The sequence below is a fragment of the Paraburkholderia tropica genome (assembly GCF_014171495.1).
Lineage (GTDB): Bacteria > Pseudomonadota > Gammaproteobacteria > Burkholderiales > Burkholderiaceae > Paraburkholderia > Paraburkholderia tropica.
In genome coordinates this window covers 1,017,454-1,037,604 of sequence record NZ_CP049136.1, presented here as the reverse complement: position 1 = coordinate 1,037,604, position 20,151 = coordinate 1,017,454, and the positions used below count along the sequence as shown (strand labels likewise).

The following is a 20,151-nucleotide window of genomic DNA, read 5'->3' as shown; positions in this document are numbered from 1 at the left end:
AGCGGGCGCGATTACAGGCCGCGGGACTTGAGAAGCGCATCGAGGCGCGGATACACACGGCGCGCGTTGCCTTCGAAAATCGCGTGACGGTCGGCATCGCTCAGCGCGTCGCAGGCGTCGACGTAGCGCTTGGTGTCGTCGAAATACTCGCCGGTATCCGGATCGCGGCCGCGCACGGCGCCGATCATTTCCGAACCGAACAGCACGTTGCTCGTCGGCACGACCTTGGTGAGCAATTCAACGCCCGGATGGTGATACACGCAGGTGTCGAAGAAGATGTTGTTCAGCAGACCTTCGAGCGGGCGATCCATCATTTCCAGCGACATGCCGCGATAACGGCCCCAGTGATACGGCACCGCGCCGCCGCCGTGCGGAATCACGAGACGCAGCGTCGGGAAGTCCTTGAATACGTTGCCTTGCAGCAGTTGCATGAAGACCGAGGTATCGGCGTTCAGATAATGCGCGCCGGTGCCGTGATGGCAGGCGTTGCACGACGCGGCCACGTGAATCATGGCGGGCACGTCGAGATCGCAGAGCGCTTCGTAAAGCGGATACCATTCGCGGTCCGTCATCGGCTTGCCGGTCCAGTAACCGCCGCTCGGATCCGGATTCAGATTGCAGCCGACAAAACCCATTTCCTCGACGCAGCGGCGCAGTTCGGCGACGGAGTTCTTCGGCGGCGCGAGCGGCGATTGCGGCAGCTGGCAGACCGGCACGAAGTTGTCCGGATAGATATCGCAGACGCGGCGCACGAGGTTGTTCGACACTTCGGCCCATTCGAGGCTGGTGCGCTCGTTGCCGAGGTGATGGCTCATCAGGCCGGCGATCGGCGAGAACAGCGTGAGGTCGCCGCCGCGCTCTTTTTGCAGGCGCAACTGGCCGTTGCCGACGCCTTCGCGGATTTCGTCGTCGCTCACGTGCGCGCCCGAAAGCGGCGGCGCGTTGGCCGGGTCGTTGGCGGCGGCGATCTGCTTCGCGCGCCAGTCGCGGAACGAAGCGGGAACGGTCGTGAAGTGACCGTGGCAATCGATGATCATGTTGGGTTCCATCCGGAAATCTGGGGCGTACGCGCGTGGAGCGCGTACTCAGCTAGCATCAGGCGCGAGGCTTACACGCGCGGATCGACGAACAGCTCGTCCATGGCCATGCGGCGCGGCGTGAGGCCCTGCTTGAACGCCGTGGCTTCGAGCGCCTCGATGGTCTTGCGGTTTTCCTCGATGCCGTACGGCAGCGGGTCGTGACCGACAATCTTGCGCAGTTCCAGATACTTCTTGTTCTTCTTGTCGTTCAGTTCACCCGCGTCGAGCTTCGCGAGCCAGTCCTTCTTCGCCTTGTCGAAAGCGTCGTAGATCGACTTGGCGACCCACGGATGTTCGGCGAGCACCGAATCCTTCACGACGATCGTGCCGTGCATCGGATAGACGCCCGTGCGTGCGTAGTATTCGGCTTCGAGTTCGGTGGCGTTCGGCAGCAGATCCGGGTAATCGGCTTCGACTTCCTTCCAGCCGCCCGTCGGGTCGCCGGTGCGGCCGATGCCTGCGTTGCCGTGGAAGCCTGCGACGAGTTCGCCCTTGGCCATCATCTCGGCGAGCGAGGTGCCGGCCGGCGTGTGGATGACGTTCGAGGGCAGCTTCAGTTGCGTGACGTGTTCTTCGTCGTCGACGACCCAGGTGACCTTCGAGGTGTCGAGGCCGAATTCGTCGATCAGCACCTGGCGCGTCCACACGCCCGTCGTCACCGAGTAGGCGCGCACGCCGACCTTCTTGCCTTCGAGATCCTTCGGCGTCTTGATGCCCGCGTCAGGGCGCACCAGCAGGCCCTCGTGATGGAAGCGGCGCACCACGAAGATCGGCAGCGCGACGAAGGGAGCGCCATAGGCGCGCGCGATGATGTAGGTGGTGGGTGCCAGTTCGCAGACATCGAATTCCACGTCGCGGACCATGCGGCGGAAAGCGCCGATCTGCGGCTGGACGGTGATGAACTCAGCGTCGACGCCTTCGATGGGGATCGAGCCGTCGCGGATTGCAGCCGTGTGCGGGTGGTCGGCGATGGCGAGCGTCAGGTGGACTTTCTTGGTCAATTGAGTCTCCGTTGGAGTTAGGTGTCGGGCTGCGCGTGCTGGTTTGGTTCGCTTGCCCTTTTTGCGCGATCCTGCGTTGGTGGAATCATCTTGCTATGCGGCGGTTACGTCTATTGAATTAACCTGCGGGGGGGTTAACTGTTTGGTAAAGGCCCAGCTGGGCTGGTGTTTTTGGGGGGGCTTTTTTGGGTTTTTTTGGGTGGGTTGAGGGTTTGGTTATAGGGCGCTTTTTTGGGGCTGGCTCTTGGTGGGGTTTTTGCGCTTTGCGTTGAATCCTGTTTTCGTGGCGGTATGCTCGCGTTGCCCCTGTGCGGGGCGGCACCTACTTTTCTTTGCAGCGGCAAAGAAAAGTAGGCAAAAGAAAGCCGCTCACACCGCGAATGCTTCGCCGTGTTTCACTCGCCCTCCCTCGGAGTGGTGCAGGAGCATCCGTCACCCCGCGCCCTCACACGAAGTGACAAGGCTCTCTCACATCCCGTTGCGCGCAAGCGCGCAACGGCCGGGTATACGAGGGAAACCACAGGTTCTAAGGAGTTTCGCGGGGCACTCGCAAACCTTCGGTTTGCTCTATGCCCGACGGGGCGCGAAGCGCCTCCGGATGAATGACGGCTTTGTCACTGAGTTGAGTGGTGCGAGGTGCCGGATGCTCCGGAACCACTACCTGCGAAGGTGCGGGGTGAACGGCGTCACACTGGCGGTTTGAGCGGCTTTCTTTTGCCTACTTTTCTTTGCCGCTGCAAAGAAAAGTAGGTGCCGCCCCGCACAGGGGCAACGCGTGCAGACCGCCACGAAAACAGGATTCAACAACCAACCAAAAGACCAACCAAAAGACCAACCAAAAACCCACCCAAAAACCAAAAAAATCAGGCACCCACATGCGCCTTGGCAAGCACCCGAATTCCCTCCCCCTTAAGCCTCTCAGCCACCTCCCCCAAACAATCCACCATCAACATCGCACTAGGCGTAAGCCCCCGATTCCGATTCCACAACACCCCGGCGGGCCGCAACAACCTGGGCAAACTCAACGGCAACGTATGCAAAGGCTGCGCCGAATCCCCAGCCGGCGTCCCGGCCATCACCGCGATAAAGTCGGAAATCTGCAAATGCGCCCGCGCCACATGCACTGAAAGCGTCTCGATGTAGTTATTGGTCAACGGCACATCATGCGCTTCGAGCGCCCGCTCCAAAGGATCCCGCAATATCGACCCAAGCGGCGGCAATATCCACGGAAACGGCCGCAAATCGGCCCACGTCACCGTCTTGCGCCGTGCAAGCGGATGATGCCGCCCGGTCATCAACGTAACCGGCTCCTCGATCAGTTCCTTCTCTTCGAAACTGCCAAGCGTATCGGGCGGCGGCAAACGCCCCACCACCAGATCGAGCCGTCCCTGCCAAAGCTCGGGCAGCAGCGACGCCGTCGTGCCCTCCGTCACCATCACATTCGTGCCAGGCGAACGCTGCTTCAACAAAATGAGCGCCTGCGGCAATAACACCGAGGCCGAAGCCGGCAACATGCCGATATGAATCTTCCCTTCGGTTCCCGAACTCAGCGCCTTCAATTCATCGCGCGCCTGATGCAGAATCGTCAGCATTTCGCGCGCGTGGCGAATCAGGCAATCGCCATATTGCGTCGGCACGAGCCCTTGCGCCGTGCGCGAGAAGAGCGTCAATCCTATGCCGCGTTCGAGTTCGGCCAGAGACTTCGACACAGCCGGCACCGTCACGTGCGTAACGTCAGCCACCTGAGTCAGATTGCGGTAAGTGTCGATCGTCACCAGCAGGCGCAGATGCCGCGCCTTCAGGTTGATCTGCAGGTACCAGTCGAGTGCGGACACGTAGCGGTCCTCCGCGGTTTCACCATCGCTTGCGGGCAATATGCACAGGCAGCGGCGCAGTCATCTCTGCACGCCGCTGCACAGGCCTTCGTATCAATCATTCCTTGGGTTCGAGCGCGTGCAGCGTCATGCCCAGAGAAATCGACGTGAAATAGCCCACCGTCACCAGCAGCTCTGCGATTACGGCACGGCCCAGCACTGAGTCGTAGCGCGCAAAACGCGCGTCGTCGATCTGTGCGCCTGCAAGAATGTCACTCACCGCGTCGCAGACGAGTCCAAAGCGGTCTTCGCCGACTTTCGGACGGCGTTTCTCCACGATCGCATTGACCACCGCTTCCGGCACGCCCGATTTCAACGCATGCCGCCGATGATTCGCAATCACATAAGGCGAATTCCAGAAGACCGCCGTCGCGAGAATGGCCACTTCGCTTTCCGCTTCGCTCAACACCGGCGAGCGGTCGACGTGCGTGCCGATAATCTCCATGCCCGCCGCGAGATTCGGGTTATGCAGCCAGATGTTGAACGGCGTGGGAATGCGTCCGCGCCCTTCGCCCAGACGCGCAATCACTTTCTTCTGCTCGTCCGACGCCTGCTCCGGGTCGATGCATTCGAGTCGGTTTTTCGTCATGGTATGTCCTTGCACTATGCGTCGCGCTTGCCAAGAGCGCGCGAATTCAGAAAAGGCTGCTCGGCCAGGGAATATGGATGATCTGATCGAACACGCCGTAAATAAGCGCCGTCACGCAGGCTGCGAGTATCAAACTCAGCTTCCACGACTCGCGTCCTTCGAGACGCATATACGCCACGATCACGATCGGCACCGTGGGAATCATGCCGATCAGCGACATGCAGACGAGAAACGCCACGAACCAGCCGAAGAATTTCGCCGCGCGCCTCAGCGTCACACTGTTCGGCAATATTTCACCGTGATCGCCCGAGACATCCATGTGAATGCCGCCGCCCGCGCCTGCCGCGCCCGTCTTCGCCGGCACGAAAAAGACCTTGTAAAGCAGGCTCGTCGATCCCGCGATCACGAGAATGCTCGCGATCACCGTCGGGCCGATACGCGCCATCAGCAGCCAGCTTTGCGACGTCACCAGCATGTACGCGCCAATGCCGATAAAGAACACGTAAGCGAGATCCTCGAGCTTGAATGCGATCTTTCCGCTCGGGCGCATGCGTGCGAGTTCGCCGCTGCGCAGCGCGTTGAATAGCGGCCGGAAGAACACCAGCGCGGCCAGCGCGAGCAGCACCATCACGACCGGTCGCGTCACCCAGTCAGTGCCGTAGCGCACGAAGGAGATGGTCATATAGCGCTCCATCAGCACGCCCAGCACAAGGCCGAGAATCACCGGCGGACGCGCCCACTTCAAGCGCTTCATCGTCCAGCCGATCACACCCGCGATCAGCAGCACAAAGAGATCGCCCCAGCTACGCGAGCCCTGAAACGCGCCCACGTAAATGATCGGCATGATGACGGGCAGAATCAGCGTGTAGCGCAGCGTCGAAATGCGTGCGAACTGGCCGCTTAGCAAAAAGCACAGCCCTGCGCCGAAGATATTCGCGAGCGCAATCGACCACACCATCGAATAGGTGAAGTCGAGGTGCTTGGTCAGCATGTCGGGGCCGGGAATGAAGCCGTGCACCATCATCGCGCCGAGCAGAATGGCCTGCGCCGCGCCGCCCGGTACGCCGAACGACAGCATCGGCACGAGGCTGCCGCCTTCGCGTGCGTTATTGGCCGCTTCGGGGGCGATCACGCCACGCACGTCGCCGGTGGTGAAGGTCAGCTTCGCGTTCTTCGAAGTCTGCAGCGCATGGCCGTACGCAATCCAGTCCGTCACCGCGCCGGTAATGCCCGGCACCACGCCGAGTAGCGCGCCCAGACCGCCGCAACGCAGGACCAGAAACCAGTTTCGCAGACTGTCGATCACGCCCTGGCGCATGCCTTCGCGCGAGCTGAATTGCACGTTCTCCGCAATCGCCGTGCGTCGAATCGCGAGTTCGCACAATTCCGGCAGCGCGAAAATGCCGAGAATGATCGGCACCAGCGGAATGCCATCTTGCAGATACAGAATGCCGCCGGTCCAGCGCATTTGTCCCGTTTCGACATTCGTGCCGATCATGCCGACCAGAATGCCGAAGCATGCCGCCACCACGCCGCGCAACGGCGCGTTGCCCGAGAGCGCCGCGACCATCGATACGCCGAAGATCGTCAGCCCCAACATTTCCGGCGTGCCGATCGACAGCACGAACGGACGCACCAGCGGCAGCGACACCGCCAGCATGAGCGCGCCGATCAAACCGCCAAGCAGCGAGGACGTATAGCACGCACTCAACGCGCGCGAGGCTTCGCCGCGTTTCGTCATCGGCAGGCCGTCGAGCACCGTTGCCTGCGAGGCCGCGTGACCCGGCACGCCGAACAGCACGGCCGGAATCACGTCCGATGTCGTGATGACCGACGCCATACCGAGCAGCATCGCGAAGGCGGCGTACGGGTCCATCGTGTACGTGAACGGCACGAGCAAGGCAAAGCCCGTCAAGCCGCCGATGCCGGGCAGCAAACCAATCGCGAGGCCGACCATCACGCCAAAGACGAGAAAGATCAGTCGGTTGAATTGCAGTATCGTCGACAGCGCATGGCCTGCTGCCATTAACGTTGCGTCGTTGAAAAATTCCATGCGTCATCCCGATGAAAGAGCCCGCACGGCCCGCGTGATTCACGCCCAGGCCGCGCTGTGAAGATCGAGCAGATCGAAGCGCGGATAGCCGCCTCGACCGTCGAAATCACGACGAATTCAGCCAGCCAGCTGCGGATACAGCACCTTCGCCGTGCGGCCCCAGACCCACGCGCGCTCCTCGTCGCTCAGCGCCGCGAAACACGCATTGCCCTGCTCGATCAGCGTCTTCAGCGGACCCGCCGAAGCGGGGTAATTCGAGCCGAACGCCAGATGGTCCGCGCCAAACACCTTCACCAGATGCGGGAAAAACGCGTCGGCGCCGCCCGGCGAATTCTGCGCGATATCGAACGTGCGCGGCGTGATTTTCAAATACACGTTGTCGTATTTCGCGAGCGCGAACAGATCGGCGCAACGCGCATACGGCGGACCATCTTCAAGATCGGGACGGCCGCAATGATCGAGCGCGATCTTCACGGACGGAAAGCGCTGCGCCAGTTGCGCCACCATCGACAAACCCTCGGGCGTCGTCTGCACGACCATCGTCATGCCGATTTCCGCGCAGCGCTCCCAGATCGGAAACGTCGCCGGATTCACGAGCCAGCTACCGTCGCTTTGATGCGTCGCGCCGCCCGTGAACAGGCGAATGCCGCCCATGCCGTTCGCGAGCCAATGATCGAAGGTCTTGAGCGCATCCGGCGCGAGCAGATCGAACGAATACACGCCGGTAAAACGCTTCGGGTCTTGCGCCACGCTGTCGGCCACATAGGCGTTGTTGTGGCCGTACGTGGTCGACGAATGCACGATAGCGGCCTTGGCCACGCCCGCGTCATCCATTTCGGCGATCATCTGCTCGAACGTGACCGGACGCGTCGCCGACCATTTCGAGCGATGACCGCTTTGCGGCGCAATCGGATAACGAACCGTATCGGTCGAAATGATATGCGGATGAATGTCGATGATTTCGTGTGTCATGCGATGAACCTCTCGGTGATTGACGGTCATTCACCCCGAGGAGGCTCATGACGTACGCGATTCAAATTCGGGTCACGGCCACGCGCGGTGCGTAACAGGCGCGCGGCCGTGCCGTAATTAATGGGCGCTGAATATCAGCTTGCGGGCGCTCTCGATTTGCGGCGCGGGCGTGGCGTAGAGTTTGCTGACGATCTGCTCGACCGCATTGCCGTTAATCGGATCGATCGGATAACCCGATTTCTTCATCGCGTCGATAAAATCGGGGTCGACGATCGTTTTGGCAAATGCCGTGCGCAGCGCATTCAAACGGTCTTGCGGCACGCCTTCCGGCACGGCAATCGGGCGCCCCGCATCGAACGGCATCAGGAACAGATTGAACAGCGCCTTCACATTGGGATCGGTGATATAGCTGCTCAGATTGGGCGCGTCGCCAAACGGCGCGGGACTGGTCCAGCCCAGATGCAGCAGCACTTTCATCTTGCCGTTCGCGAGCAGGCGCACCGGTTCGCCCTGCTGCAAGCCATCGAGCGTCGAGGCCCAGCCATCCACTTCGCCGCGTTGCATCGCGAGATACACTTCGCCACGTCCGGTATAGCCCGGCACGATGCGCATTTTCGCGCCCAGATATTCGTCGAGCAGCGCGGGCAGCGTACGGTCTTCGTTCGCAAAACCCGTGGCGCCCACATACATCGTTTTCTTCATGAGATCGTTCATGGACGTCACGCCCGAGCGCGACATCGAGACGATGCAGTATTCGACCTTGTTCAAACTGCCGAGCCAGCGCACCTTGCGCGGATCGAAACGATTCTGGCGCGGATCGAGCAGCGGAATATAGAGGTTATTGCGCTGGAGAAAGCCGATCACCGAGCCGTCGTCCGGCTGCCGGGTTTGCAGCGATGCGGCGGCCACCATACCGCCCGCGCCCACGACGTTCATCACCACCGCGCGCGGTTTGCCGGGAATGTAATTGACGAAGAAGCGCGCGAACTGGCGGGCGATGATGTCGGTGGGCGTGCCCGCGTCGGCGCTGACGACGATCGTCAGAATCTTGCCGTGATAAAAGTCTTCGACCGACTGGCCAAATGCGGGTCCGGTAATCGCCATCGCGGCAATGCCCAGAAGCGCCGCGCACGCGCGTATTGCGGTCATCCACTTCATGCTCGTACCTGTCTCCGCTCATAGTCCGCGATTCGCCGTTAGCGGCCTGCATCGCTTTGTCTGCGTTCATCGAATTAGTGAACGCATTCAAATTCTGCCAGCCCCCGGACAGGGGTCAATTGAGAAAATCGGCCCCTGGTTTGAGCAAACGGTTAAGGCAAAACGGGAATCAACAGGGCACGCAAAGCGGATCGATACACGAGCGCGGACGCGCAAAGGCGAGCCCGCTCGAACGGCGGGCGGCAGGATAAACAAGCGGTAAAACGGCGGAAAACCCGCGAAAAACGGGCGTCAGGCCGCCGCTTCGCGCGTATTCGGGCTTTTGTCGGCGAGCCGTTGCGCGGCTTCTTCCAGGCATGCCACCATCAATTGCGCGCTGGGCGTCAGGCCGCGATTGCGATTCCACAGCACGCCCGCGGGACGCAGCAGTCGCGGCAGGCTTAACGGAAGCGTATGGAGCGGTTGAGTGGGATCGTTAGCCGGCGTGTCGGCCATCACGGCGATGAAATCCGACACCTGCAAATGCGCACGCACGACGTGAATCGAGAGCGTTTCGATGTAATTATTCGAGAGCGGCACGCCATTCACTTCGAGCGCGCGTTCGAGCGGGTCGCGCAATATCGAACCGGGCGGCGGCAAGATCCACGGATAAGGATGCAGATCGGCCCATTTCAGATTCTTTTTACGCGCGAGCGGATGATGCCGACCCGTCACCAGTGTGACCGGATCTTCGAGCAATTCTTTTTCTTCGAAACTGCCGAGCGTGTCGGGCGGCGGCAGGCGGCCCACCACGAGATCGAGGCGGCCTTGCCAAAGCTCGGGCAGCAGCGAACCGGTCGTGCCTTCGATCACCACCACGTTAGTGCCCGGCGAGCGCTGTTTCAGCAGGCTCAGCGCTTGCGGCAGCAAGACCGAAGCCGACGCCGGCAGCATGCCAAATGCACCTTGCCTTCCGCGCCCGAACTCAAGGCCTTCAATTCGTCGCGCGCCTGATGCAGGATGGTGAGCATGTCGCGCGCGTGGCGAATCAGGCACTCGCCATAAGCCGTGGGCACGAGGCCTTGCGCGGTGCGCGAAAACAGCGTCAGTCCCATCCCCTTTTCGAGTTCCGCCAGCGCCTTCGACACCGCGGGCACCGTGACATGGGTGACGTCGGCCACCTGGGTCAGGTTTCGGTACGTATCGATCGCCACCAGAAGATGCAAATGCCGCGCCTTCAAGTTGATCTGCAAGTACCAGTCAAGCTCTGACAAGTCTCCACCTCTGCCGGTTTTACAACTTCGTTAAGTCTCGAGCCATTTTACTCAATTGCCTCAGGGGACAGTTCGCTGGCACGATCGCGCTGCGCGCCGTGGCCCCGTCCCCGTTGCCCGTCGTTGCCGCTCGCAGGCCGCTTGAACACGCGCCCGGCGGGGCTTTGCGCCCTCGCCGCGTCACGACACGCCAGGCGGCGCGCAAGGGTTATCCCTGGCGAATTCGATTCGCTGACTCAACCACGATACGCCGGCCCACCGGCATGCGGAGACATCCGATGACACCATCATTCAGCCGCCGGCGCTTTCTGCGCGGTGTGGGCCTGCTGGGCGCGAGCGTGGCGGCGAGCGGTCTGGCCGCGCCTTACCTCGCACGCGGCGCGAGCGCGCCGATCCGGATCGTCAGCAATCCGGGGCTGGAGAACGCGACGCTCAATGCGTTGATGGACGAACTCGGTTATTTCAAACGCTTCGGCGTGAATGCGCAGATCGTCGAGATTCCCGGCGTTCATGGCCCGCTCGACGCCATGGCGGCGGGCTCGGGCGACGTCTGCATGGTGTCGGGCTACAACCTCGTGCTGTCGCGCATTGCGCAAGGCGCGCGAGTGAAGATCGTCGGCGCAGGCATGAAGCGATGCGCCTTGACGGTATTCGCGCGGCCAGACGGCGCAACAACGCTCGCGGACCTGAAGCACAAAACGGTCGCCGTCGGGCCCGAGCGCGGCTTGCTCCATTCGCTGATGGTGCAGCTTTTGAAGGCACGCGGCATCGACTATTCGCAGGTTCGTTTCGTCGATAAAGGCAGCAACGACGATTGTCACGCGGCCGTGGTCAAAGGCGAAGTCGACGCGAGTTGTTCGAGCATTTCGCATTTGAACGATCGGGATGGACTCGTGGTGATTAACGACGGCAATATGTGGCAGGCGCTGCCGCACTGCATTTTCCAGACCGCCTACGCCTCGGACGACGCGATCCGCAACAAGCACGACGACATGGTCGCCGTCATGGCCGCCTATGGCGCGCTCTATGAATTCCTGATGTCGCCGGATTCGCGCGACGCCTTTTTCGCCGCGCGCAAACACGCGCAGAAACGCTTCGACGCGGAATCGGCGCAAGCGATCTGGCATTTCAACGAAACGCAGCGTCCGTATTCAAAAGATCTCGCGCTGACCGAAGCCGATATCGGCTATCTGCAGGATATGTATATCGGTCTCGGCAGCCTCGATCGCAAACAGGCTTTCGCGGAGGTCGCCGATATGTCGGCGGCGCGTGAAGCGGCGAAACTTCTCGGCTGACTTGAGCGATTCAATGCCCGGAGATCACGCGACGCGGCAATCTCCGGGCTGCGCCACGCAGCCCACCTAGAACGTGTGCCGGATACCCGCAATCACGGAGAGTTGCGAGCCGCCGGCCGGCGGCGTCGCCGTGGGCGAAATGGTCGTGGCCGAGAGCGCGAGATTGCCGTCATTGTGAATATGCTCGGCGGTCACATAGAGGAAGGTGGCTTTCGAAAGCAGATATTCGCCGCGCAGCACGAAGACCAGCGCCTTGTTTTCGGAGTGATCGTACTGTAGATGCGCGACCATGCCGTCGACGTACAGGAACGGCGTAATCGGCACCGTGCCGGTCACCCAAAACAGATTGCTCTTGGGCGTGGCAATGCCTTCGTCGTCGCGGCGAATCCAGCCCACGCCGAATTTCGCGCCCCTGAACTTGAAATAGCCGCCCAAAGTAAAGCGACTGTCCGTGAGTTTCGGCGACGTCAAACCGCCCCACGTGGCCGACGTGCCGCCGTAATTGCGTTCATACGAACTCGCGACGCCCCAATAACCGCCGTCGTATTTCATCATCGCCGAATATTCGCGGCATTGATTCGACGGCGACGTTTCACCGGGGCAATTAGTGGCGACCGAGCTGTTACCCGATTCCGCGTCGCGGCCGAAGCTGTAATTCACACCGCCTTCGAGCGCACCGGCAAAAAAGCGGTAACTCACGGAATTGTCGGCGCGGGCGTTGGCAATGCCGTTATCGAGCGTCGTGAGGCCTTGCGCGCCCGTGCCGAACGGGTTGATGAACGACGTCGCGAAGAAGCGCATCGTGTATTGGCGACCGAACGTGATGCGCCCGAACGGGCCGTCGAGGCCGACATAGGACTGGCGGCCGAACAGGCGTCCGCCCTGCCGCGACGCGCCGTTATTCGGCTGAAAACCGCCCTGCAAATCGAATATGGCGCGCGTACCGCCGCCCAGATCTTCATTGCCGCGAATGCCGAAATACGAAGTGGCGGTGCCGTCGCCTTCACGAAACGCACTGGTGGTGGCGTTCTTGCCCTTGGCCACGTTGTTGACGTATTCCAGACCTTGATCGATCAGGCCGTACATCGTGACCGAGCTGGTACCGAAAGGTTGAAACTGGGCCGCGCTACTGCCGTCGGCCAGAGCACAAACGGGCGTCATGCTCATCAACGCCGCGCCCGCGCATAGTGCGGATCTACACTTCATGATCGTCGCTGTCTCCAGGATTCGAGTCATCGCAGGCCTTTGCGGCTCATCGGCGCCCATCTGAGCGCCGCCGTGACTCATGTAATCGCTTTGTTTGTAATGCCCTGAAATTTTGCCTGTGCAGCGCCACCGGTCTATTGAGAAAAACGGCCGGTCATGTGAGCAAATGGTTAAGGCGCGCGTGTCGCGGAAAACGGAAAGTGGAAACCACCCGGCGCACAGTCATGCCTGTGCGCCAGGTACGCTTGATTGAAGAATGAACGCGCGCGAGTCGCGCCCGGCCTGAATTAAAACCGATGCCGGATGCCCGCGATAACCGAAGTCTGAGAGCCGCCTTCGGGCGGCCCCACGACCGGAATGATCGTACTGGCCGACAATGCGAGCGCGCCGCTATTCTTGATATGCTCGCCCGTCACATAAAGCGCCGTGTTTCTCGACAGCGTATAGACCGCGCGCAATACGAATATCACGGCTTTATCGGGCGTGTGATCGTATTTGAGTTCCGCCACTTCGCTGTCGAACGAGAGCGCCGGACTCACCGGCACAGTGCCGGTTACCCACACGAGATTGCTTTTCGGCGTCGAAATACCTTCGTCGTCGCGACGAATCCATCCCGCGCCAAAACGCGCGCTGCGAACATTGAAATACGCGCCCAGAATGAAGCGGCTGTCCGTGAGTTTCGGCGATGTGAGGCCGCCCCATGTCGCCGACGTGCCGCCGTAATTGCGCTCGTATGCGCTGACAACGCCCCAGATGCGGCTTTCGTATTTGAGCAGCGCCGACCATTCGCGGCATTCGTTCGACGGCGACGTCTCGCCCGGGCAATTGGTGGCGACGACGCTGTCGCCGTCCACGGCATCGCGGCCGAAACTGTAATTCACGCCGGTTTCGAATCCGTCGATATGGTAGCGGTAGCTGATCGAGTTATCCGCGCGCGGATTCGCAATGCCGTTATCGAGTGTCGTCAGGCCTTGCGCGCCGAATCCGAACGGATTGATCGGCTTGATCGCATAAGCGCGCATCGTATATTGGCGGCCGAAAGTCAGGCTGCCGAAGTCGCCCGCCACGCCCACATACGATTGCCGCCCGAACAGGCGCCCGCCCTGGCTCGCCGTGCCGTTGCTCGCCTGAAACCCGCCTTCGAGATCCCAGATGGCGCGCAGGCTGCCGCCCAGCGCTTCGTTGCCGCGAATGCCGAAGAACGAAGTGTCCGTTCCCCAGCCGGTTCGCAGGCTGCTGGCCGTGCTTTTGCCCACCGCCTGCCCGGTAATGTACTCGACGCCTTCGTCGACCGAGCCGTAAAGCGTCACGGTATTCTCGCCGCCCAACACCCACGGCGGTGATTCCGTCGCCCATGCCGGCGATGAGCCGATGCATGTTCCAATGCATGCTCCAATAAGCGACGCACAGATAAAAATCGCGGACCTGTACCTCATGGCCGTCTTTATCCTCATGTAATAGTGCACGCAACGCATCCGTGCGACGTGTGTCGCCGATGCATTGTGTTGTCTCCGTTTGTGTGAGGATTTTGCCAGCGCGGCCGCGCCGGTCGATTGAGAAAACTTGCCGCTCGCTTGAGCGAATGGTTAACGCGGAAAGACGCACGGCGCGCTAAACGACCGTGCGGAATTGAGGATCTGCGGAGTGGAATTAATGCGGCTAAATCAAAACGCCGGATGCGCCCTATCGCGTCATCCGGCTGATTCGGCGCTTTCGGTTAATTCTGCGTTCAATGCTGCACGCCCCAGCGCCGCACGGTCAGCCGTTCGAGCGTATCGAAAACCAGATGCTCGACGAGCAGGCCAATGAGGATCACCGCCGCGAGCCCGGCGAACACGCGATCGGTATACAGCTCGTTTCGATTCTGGAAGATGTACCAGCCCAGGCCGCCCTGTCCCGCGCTCGCGCCGAACACGAGTTCCGCCGCGATCAGCGTGCGCCAGGCAAACGCCCAGCCCACACGCAGGCCTGCGATAATCGACGGCAACGCCGCCGGAACCAGAATGAGCGCGACGTGACGCAGCCCGCTCAGTCCGTAATTGCGTCCCGCCATGCGCAAGGTGGCGGGCACGCCGAGAAACCCCGTGTACATGTTGAGCGCAAGCGGCCACAGCACCGCATGCACGAGCACGAACAGCAGACTGCCCGTGCCGAGTCCGAACCAGAGCAGCGCGATGGGCAATAGCGCAATCGAAGGCAAAGGATTGAACATCGCGGTCAACATGGAAAGCAGATCGCGGCCCGCGCGCGTGGACACGGCCAGCGCCGTGAGCACGAACGCGAGCACCACGCCGATGGCATAGCCGCGCAATAACACGGACAGCGAAATCGCGGTCTTCTCCAGCAAGTCGCCGCTCAGGATGCCTTGCACGAACGCCATGAACGTCGCGCCGAAAGTTGGCACCAGCAGATCGTTGTTCACGATGCGCGCGGTGATCTCCCACGCTGCGATCAACAGCAGCGCGATCAGCGTGCGCCTCAACCAGCTTGCATCGGCAAGACGCCTGGCGAGCGGCAGCGGCACCGAATCGCCGCCGGGCGGCACGGGTTGCAGCGTGCGTTCGTATTCCTCGCGCACGGGCGGCAGCGGCGGCAGGGCCGCGCGATTCGGCGTGCTCATGCGTGTGCCTCCGCGTTTATCTTTTCTTCTCTGTTCGCTTCTGCGTTCGCTTCTGCGTTCATTTCCGTCTCGAACAACAGGCCGTGAATGCGCGCGACGTTCGCGCGAAAGCCCTCATCGTCGAGGCTGGCGTGCGACCACGCGTGACTGTTCAGCTCCGCGCGCACGCGTCCGGGATGCGCCGAAAGCAGCAGAATGCGATTGCCCACCACTAGCGCTTCTTCGATCGAATGCGTGACGAACAGCAGCGTGAAGCGTTCGTCGTCCCAGAGGCGTAGCAATTCTTCCTGCATCTTGCGGCGCGTGAGCGCGTCGAGCGCGGCGAACGGTTCGTCCATCAGCAGCACGCGCGGCTGCATCGCGAGCGCGCGTGCAATCGCCACGCGCTGCTTCATGCCGCCCGAAAGCGTGTGCGGATACGCATCGGCAAATGTCGCGAGACCGACCTTGTCGAGATAATGCAGCGCACGCGCCTTCGCCTCGGCGCGCGGCAACTTGCGGGCCACACGCAAGGGAAACGCGACGTTCTCCACCACGGTCTTCCACGGCGGCAACTGATCGAACTCCTGGAACACGACCACGCGATCCGGACCGGGGCCACGCACGCGCTGACCGTCCAGCGCGATCGTGCCGCCGACGGGCTCGATAAAGCCCGCGATTGCCTTGAGCAAGGTGGACTTGCCGCAGCCCGATGGCCCCAGCAGCACGAAGCGGTCGCTGCCGTAGACGTCGAAGCTCACATCGTGCGTGGCGCGCACGATGTGCTCGCGACTGCGGTATTCGAGACTGACGCCGTCGATGGCGAGCAGCGGGCCGCCAGCATCGGCGATAGGGGACGCGTAGCCCGGCGCGGCGCGCGGCGTGCGCTGGCCGAAGGCCGCATCGGCGTCGCCCGCGATCGGCGCGGCGCCTTCCAGGCCACGGCGCGCCAGCGGCGCGTGGGCCCCGAGTCGGGAGGGTGTGACTGTCACGATCGGAACTCCAGCAGAGAAAACGTCAACATACGGGCAGTCGCCGCGCATCCCAACCAAGGAATCGCCATATCCAAAACACGGCGACGCATAAACGCCGGTTTGGGTGCTTCAGCAAGCGAAATCAACACGCGGAATCAACACGCAAATCAACTACCACCCGCCGTCGCCGGATCGTCGAAGAAATAATCGCGCCAGCTTTTCGGCTCGTTGCGGATCGCGCCCGTGCGATACATGAATTGCGCGAGCGGCAGCGTGTTCTGCGGCGCCGTCTTGAACTGCACCTGCGGATCGCGCAGGATCTTCAGCAGCAGATTGCGGTCGATCTTCGAACCGTTCACGCGGATGTAGATATCGGCGGCTTTCTCGGGATCGGTCGAAATCAGATGGGCTGCGTCGGCGAGCGCCGCCACGAAGGCGTGATAGGTCTTCGGATTCTCGTCGCGAAACTTCTGCGTGGTGTAGAGCACCGTCGCCGAACTCGGGCCGCCGAGCACGTCATAGGAATTCAGCACGATATGCGCCTTCGGGTTCCCGGCCAGCTCCTGCTGCTGGAACGGCGGATTGCCGAAATGGGCCGTGATGACGTTGCTGTTCGCGATCAGCGCGGCGGCTGCATCCGGATGCGGAATGGCCTGCGTGAGCTTGTCGAGCCGGTCGAACTGCTTGTCGCCCCACTGCTTCGCCGCCGCATATTGCAGCACGCGCGACTGCACGGAAACGCCCACGGCGGGCACCGCAATGCGATCTTTGTCGGTGAAGTCGGCCACGGTCTTGACGTTCGGATCGGTGCTCACGAGGTAGTACGGCAGGTTGCCGAGCGAGGCCACGCCCTTCACGTTCTGGCGGCCGTGCGTGCGATCCCAGACGGTTAGCAGCGGGCCGACGCCCGCGCCCGCGATATCCACCGCGCCCGAGAGCAGCGCATCGTTGACGGCCGCGCCGCCCGAGAGGCGCACCCAGTCGACCTTGATGTCGACGCCGGCCTTGTGCCCTTCCTGCTCGATGAAGTGCTGATCGCGCGCGACGTTGAGCATCAGATACACCACGCCGAACTGCTCGGCGACGCGAATCGTGCCCTCGGCGCGTGCCGGTTGCGTCGCGGCCAGCGTGCCGGCGGCGAGCGCCACGGAAAGAGAAGGCGCGAACGCGCGGCGCAAGGCGTGCGCGGCGCGAGACAGGAACGGCATAGGAGTACCCCGTGATAGTTGTCTGAGTGAGTTTGAAAGGCGCATGTAACTTGCCGATAGAGGCCAATCTAAATGCGCCCGCTGCACCTGACAACGAAGCAAATCCGATACGTTTATCCAGTCGAGTCATAAAGCCGCTGCTAACGCATACAAGGGCGCGAACCTATGAGCGTCGGCATCGCGCCACAATAGAAAAAAGCCACGACAAATGCCGTGGCTCTTTCATTGCTATACGCGCGAATATCGCATGCGCGACGTCCGGTCAGAAGCCCAGATCGCCGCCGCCAGGCACGCCGCCCGGCGCAGGCGCGGACGCCGCCTTGGGCGCTTCGTGCACGGTCGCATCGGTCGTCAGCAGCAGCCCGGCCACGGACGCCGCGTTTTGCAGCGCCGTGCGCGTGACCTTGGTCGGATCGAGCACGCCCTTTTCGACAAGATCGCCATACTGGCCCGTGGCCGCGTCGTAACCGAAATTGCCCGAGCCCTCCGCCACGCGCGCCGCCACCACGCTCGCCTCCTCGCCCGCATTGGTCACGATCTGGCGCAGCGGTTCTTCGAGCGCGCGCAGCACGATCTTCACGCCGGCGGTCTGATCGGGGTTGTTGCCCTGCAGATTGAGAATCGCCTGGCGCACGCGAATCAGCGCCACGCCGCCGCCCGGCACAATGCCCTCTTCCACCGCCGCGCGCGTCGCGTGCAGCGCGTCGTCCACGCGATCCTTCTTTTCCTTCACTTCGATTTCGGTCGCGCCGCCCACCTTGATCACGGCCACGCCGCCCGCGAGTTTCGCCACGCGTTCCTGCAACTTCTCGCGATCGTAATCGGAAGTCGCTTCTTCGATCTGCACGCGAATCTGCTTCACGCGGGCTTCGATCGCCGCCGCTTCGCCCGCGCCATCGATCACCGTCGTGTTCTCCTTGCCGATCTCCACGCGCTTGGCCTGACCGAGTTCGGCAAGCGTGGACTTGTCGAGACCCAAGCCGGTTTCCTCGGCGATCACCTGACCGCCCGTGAGGATCGCGATATCTTCGAGCAGCGCCTTGCGGCGGTCGCCGAAACCCGGTGCCTTCACCGCGACCGTCTTGAGCACGCCGCGAATATTGTTGACGACGAGCGTCGCGAGCGCCTCGCCCTCGATATCTTCCGCGATCAGCAGCAGCGGACGCCCGGCCTTCGCGACCTGTTCGAGCACCGGCAGCAGATCGCGGATATTCGAAATCTTCTTGTCGTGCAGGAGAATGAACGGATTGTCGAGTTCGGCAATCTGCTTGTCGGCGTTGTTGATGAAGTACGGCGAAAGATAGCCGCGATCGAATTGCAGACCTTCGACCACGTCGAGTTCGTCGTCGAGCGACTTGCCGTCTTCCACCGTGATCACGCCTTCCTTGCCGACGCGATCGAGCGCTTCCGCAATGCGCTGGCCGATCGACTCTTCGCCGTTGGCCGAGATGGTCGCGACCTGCGCGATTTCCTTGCTCGTGGTGGTCGGCTTGCTGATCTTCTTCAGCTCCTCGATCGCGGCGCTCACGGCCTTGTCGATGCCGCGTTTCAGATCGAGCGGATTGAGACCGGCCGCCACGTATTTCTGCCCTTCGCGCACGATCGCCTGCGCCAGCACGGTGGCCGTCGTGGTGCCGTCGCCGGCGGCGTCGCTGGTTTTCGACGCGACTTCCTTGACGATCTGCGCGCCGATGTTCTGCACCTTGTCCGCGAGTTCCACTTCCTTCGCCACCGACACGCCGTCCTTCGTCACGACCGGCGAGCCGAAGCTGCGTTCGAGCACGACGTTGCGTCCCTTGGGACCGAGCGTGACCTTCACGGCGTCGGCGAGAATGTTCACGCCTTCGATGAGTTTGCTACGGGCGATGTCGCCGAATACGATGTCTTTCGCTGCCATGATCGATGCTTCCCTCAGGATTGAACGACTGCGACGATGTCTTCTTCGCGCAGCACGAGCAGTTCGTTGCCGTCGACTTTCACGGTCTGACCGGCGTATTTGCCGAACAGCACGCGGTCGCCCACGTTGAGATCGGGCGCGATGCGGCGCCCGTCGTTGTCGCGCCGGCCCGGACCGACGGCAAGCACTTCGCCCTGGTCCGGCTTTTCGGCGGCGCTATCGGGAATCACGATGCCCGACGCGGTTTTGGTTTCCTGATCGAGTCGCTTGACGATCACGCGATCGTGCAATGGGCGCAGGCTCATGGGCGTAGTCCTTTAACGTTATCGGCGATGGGCTGGCACTCGTTCAATGCGAGTGCTGATGGAAAACCGAGTATAGAAAACGCCTTCGCCGCGCTCCAATAATGGATTGGCAATTCGATATCGCGTGAATCCTGCAATCGATATGGCGATGCGTGTGTTGAATCGAAGACGAATCGAAGGCGCGAAAAAAAAGCGAACGGCGCACCGTTCGCTTTAACGAAGTCCTCTCGTTCGGATCGAACGAGGGCCATCCCCAGTTTTACTGCATGTATTGCTCGTTTCCAATCAAGCCGATCTTCGTCGCGCCTTCGCGCTGCGCGGCCGCCAGCACTTCTGCCACGGCGCGATACGGCGCGGCTTTATCCGGCAGCAGATGAATCTCCGATTGATCGGCTTGCGCCGCCACGTCGGCCATATGCCGTTCGAGATCGGCGTGATCCTGAAGATGCGCGCCATTCCAGGCGAGCGCGCCGCTTGCATCGATATCCACCTGCACGACCGGCGGCGGCGCGGCGGGCGGCGGCGGATCGCCCACGGGCAGATTCATTTTCACCGAGTGCATCTGGATCGGAATCGTGATGATCAGCATGATCAACAGCACGAGCATCACGTCGATCAGCGGCGTGGTGTTGATGTCCACCATCACGTCCGGTTCGTCGCCGGAACCCTGGTTCACCTGCATTCCCAT

18 protein-coding genes are annotated in these 20,151 nt (G+C 61.9%); 1 reads left to right on the top strand and 17 read right to left on the bottom strand.

Features of this window, described 5'->3' with window-relative positions; translation table 11 throughout:
- Positions 1-11: 11 nt before the first annotated feature.
- The 9 genes from G5S35_RS28135 to G5S35_RS39605 form a co-directional block, all read right to left on the bottom strand.
- Positions 12-1,037 (bottom strand): amidohydrolase family protein, encoded by a 1,026-nt coding sequence (locus G5S35_RS28135; RefSeq protein ID WP_074986271.1) that lies wholly within the window; start codon positions 1,035-1,037, stop codon positions 12-14.
- A 71-nt stretch (positions 1,038-1,108) separates the two neighbouring features.
- Entirely contained in the window at positions 1,109-2,080 is a 972-nt protein-coding gene (locus tag G5S35_RS28130; RefSeq protein ID WP_065058852.1) for an ABC transporter substrate-binding protein, read from the bottom strand.
- A gap of 863 nt (positions 2,081-2,943) precedes the next feature.
- Positions 2,944-3,915 carry a LysR substrate-binding domain-containing protein gene (locus tag G5S35_RS28125; RefSeq protein WP_065058880.1) on the bottom strand — a complete coding sequence of 324 codons (972 nt, stop codon included), beginning with the start codon at positions 3,913-3,915 and terminating at the stop codon, positions 2,944-2,946.
- A 97-nt stretch (positions 3,916-4,012) separates the two neighbouring features.
- Entirely contained in the window at positions 4,013-4,543 is a 531-nt protein-coding gene (locus tag G5S35_RS28120) for a carboxymuconolactone decarboxylase family protein (RefSeq protein WP_074986886.1), read from the bottom strand.
- Positions 4,544-4,589: 46 nt separating this feature from the next.
- Positions 4,590-6,569 (bottom strand): tripartite tricarboxylate transporter permease, encoded by a 1,980-nt coding sequence (locus G5S35_RS28115; protein WP_237181539.1) that lies wholly within the window; start codon positions 6,567-6,569, stop codon positions 4,590-4,592.
- Positions 6,570-6,713: 144 nt separating this feature from the next.
- Positions 6,714-7,568 carry an amidohydrolase family protein gene (locus tag G5S35_RS28110; RefSeq protein ID WP_183039552.1) on the bottom strand — a complete coding sequence of 285 codons (855 nt, stop codon included), beginning with the start codon at positions 7,566-7,568 and terminating at the stop codon, positions 6,714-6,716.
- A 117-nt stretch (positions 7,569-7,685) separates the two neighbouring features.
- Positions 7,686-8,717, bottom strand: a complete 1,032-nt coding sequence (locus tag G5S35_RS28105) for a Bug family tripartite tricarboxylate transporter substrate binding protein (RefSeq protein WP_237181537.1) — start codon at positions 8,715-8,717, stop codon at positions 7,686-7,688.
- Positions 8,718-9,017: 300 nt separating this feature from the next.
- Positions 9,018-9,659, bottom strand: coding sequence for a LysR substrate-binding domain-containing protein (locus G5S35_RS28100; RefSeq protein ID WP_237181535.1), 642 nt, complete (start codon positions 9,657-9,659; stop codon positions 9,018-9,020).
- Positions 9,617-9,979 (bottom strand): LysR family transcriptional regulator, encoded by a 363-nt coding sequence (locus G5S35_RS39605; protein ID WP_237181533.1) that lies wholly within the window; start codon positions 9,977-9,979, stop codon positions 9,617-9,619. Before G5S35_RS39605 ends, G5S35_RS28100 begins: the two co-directional genes overlap by 43 nt.
- Before the next feature lie 278 nt (positions 9,980-10,257).
- On the opposite strand from G5S35_RS39605, the gene G5S35_RS28095 reads away from it, so the two are divergent.
- Positions 10,258-11,274: an ABC transporter substrate-binding protein gene (locus G5S35_RS28095; protein ID WP_074986889.1), complete on the top strand. Its 1,017-nt coding sequence runs from the start codon at positions 10,258-10,260 to the stop codon at positions 11,272-11,274.
- A gap of 66 nt (positions 11,275-11,340) precedes the next feature.
- On the opposite strand, the gene G5S35_RS28090 is transcribed toward G5S35_RS28095, so the two are convergent.
- The 8 genes from G5S35_RS28090 to G5S35_RS28055 all read right to left on the bottom strand — a co-directional run bounded on the left by G5S35_RS28090 (position 11,341) and on the right by G5S35_RS28055 (position 20,151).
- Positions 11,341-12,561: a porin gene (locus tag G5S35_RS28090; protein ID WP_237181532.1), complete on the bottom strand. Its 1,221-nt coding sequence runs from the start codon at positions 12,559-12,561 to the stop codon at positions 11,341-11,343.
- 206 nt (positions 12,562-12,767) lie between these two features.
- Positions 12,768-13,790, bottom strand: a complete 1,023-nt coding sequence (locus G5S35_RS28085; RefSeq protein WP_237181530.1) for a porin — start codon at positions 13,788-13,790, stop codon at positions 12,768-12,770.
- A gap of 419 nt (positions 13,791-14,209) precedes the next feature.
- Positions 14,210-15,100, bottom strand: a complete 891-nt coding sequence (locus G5S35_RS28080; RefSeq protein ID WP_183039549.1) for an ABC transporter permease — start codon at positions 15,098-15,100, stop codon at positions 14,210-14,212.
- On the bottom strand, positions 15,097-16,071 hold the full coding sequence (locus G5S35_RS28075) for an ABC transporter ATP-binding protein (protein WP_419721359.1): 975 nt from the start codon (positions 16,069-16,071) through the stop codon (positions 15,097-15,099). The genes G5S35_RS28080 and G5S35_RS28075 overlap by 4 nt, the downstream gene beginning before the upstream one ends.
- A 149-nt stretch (positions 16,072-16,220) precedes the next feature.
- On the bottom strand, positions 16,221-17,261 hold the full coding sequence (locus G5S35_RS28070; protein WP_065058841.1) for an ABC transporter substrate-binding protein: 1,041 nt from the start codon (positions 17,259-17,261) through the stop codon (positions 16,221-16,223).
- Between the two features lie 262 nt (positions 17,262-17,523).
- The gene (gene groL / locus G5S35_RS28065) at positions 17,524-19,158 is read right to left on the bottom strand and encodes a chaperonin GroEL (protein WP_183039548.1); all 1,635 of its coding nucleotides are present in this window, start codon (positions 19,156-19,158) and stop codon (positions 17,524-17,526) included.
- A 14-nt stretch (positions 19,159-19,172) separates the two neighbouring features.
- Positions 19,173-19,463: a co-chaperone GroES gene (groES, locus tag G5S35_RS28060; RefSeq protein ID WP_065058839.1), complete on the bottom strand. Its 291-nt coding sequence runs from the start codon at positions 19,461-19,463 to the stop codon at positions 19,173-19,175.
- 259 nt (positions 19,464-19,722) lie between these two features.
- Positions 19,723-20,151 (bottom strand): ExbD/TolR family protein, encoded by a 429-nt coding sequence (locus G5S35_RS28055; protein ID WP_074986894.1) that lies wholly within the window; start codon positions 20,149-20,151, stop codon positions 19,723-19,725.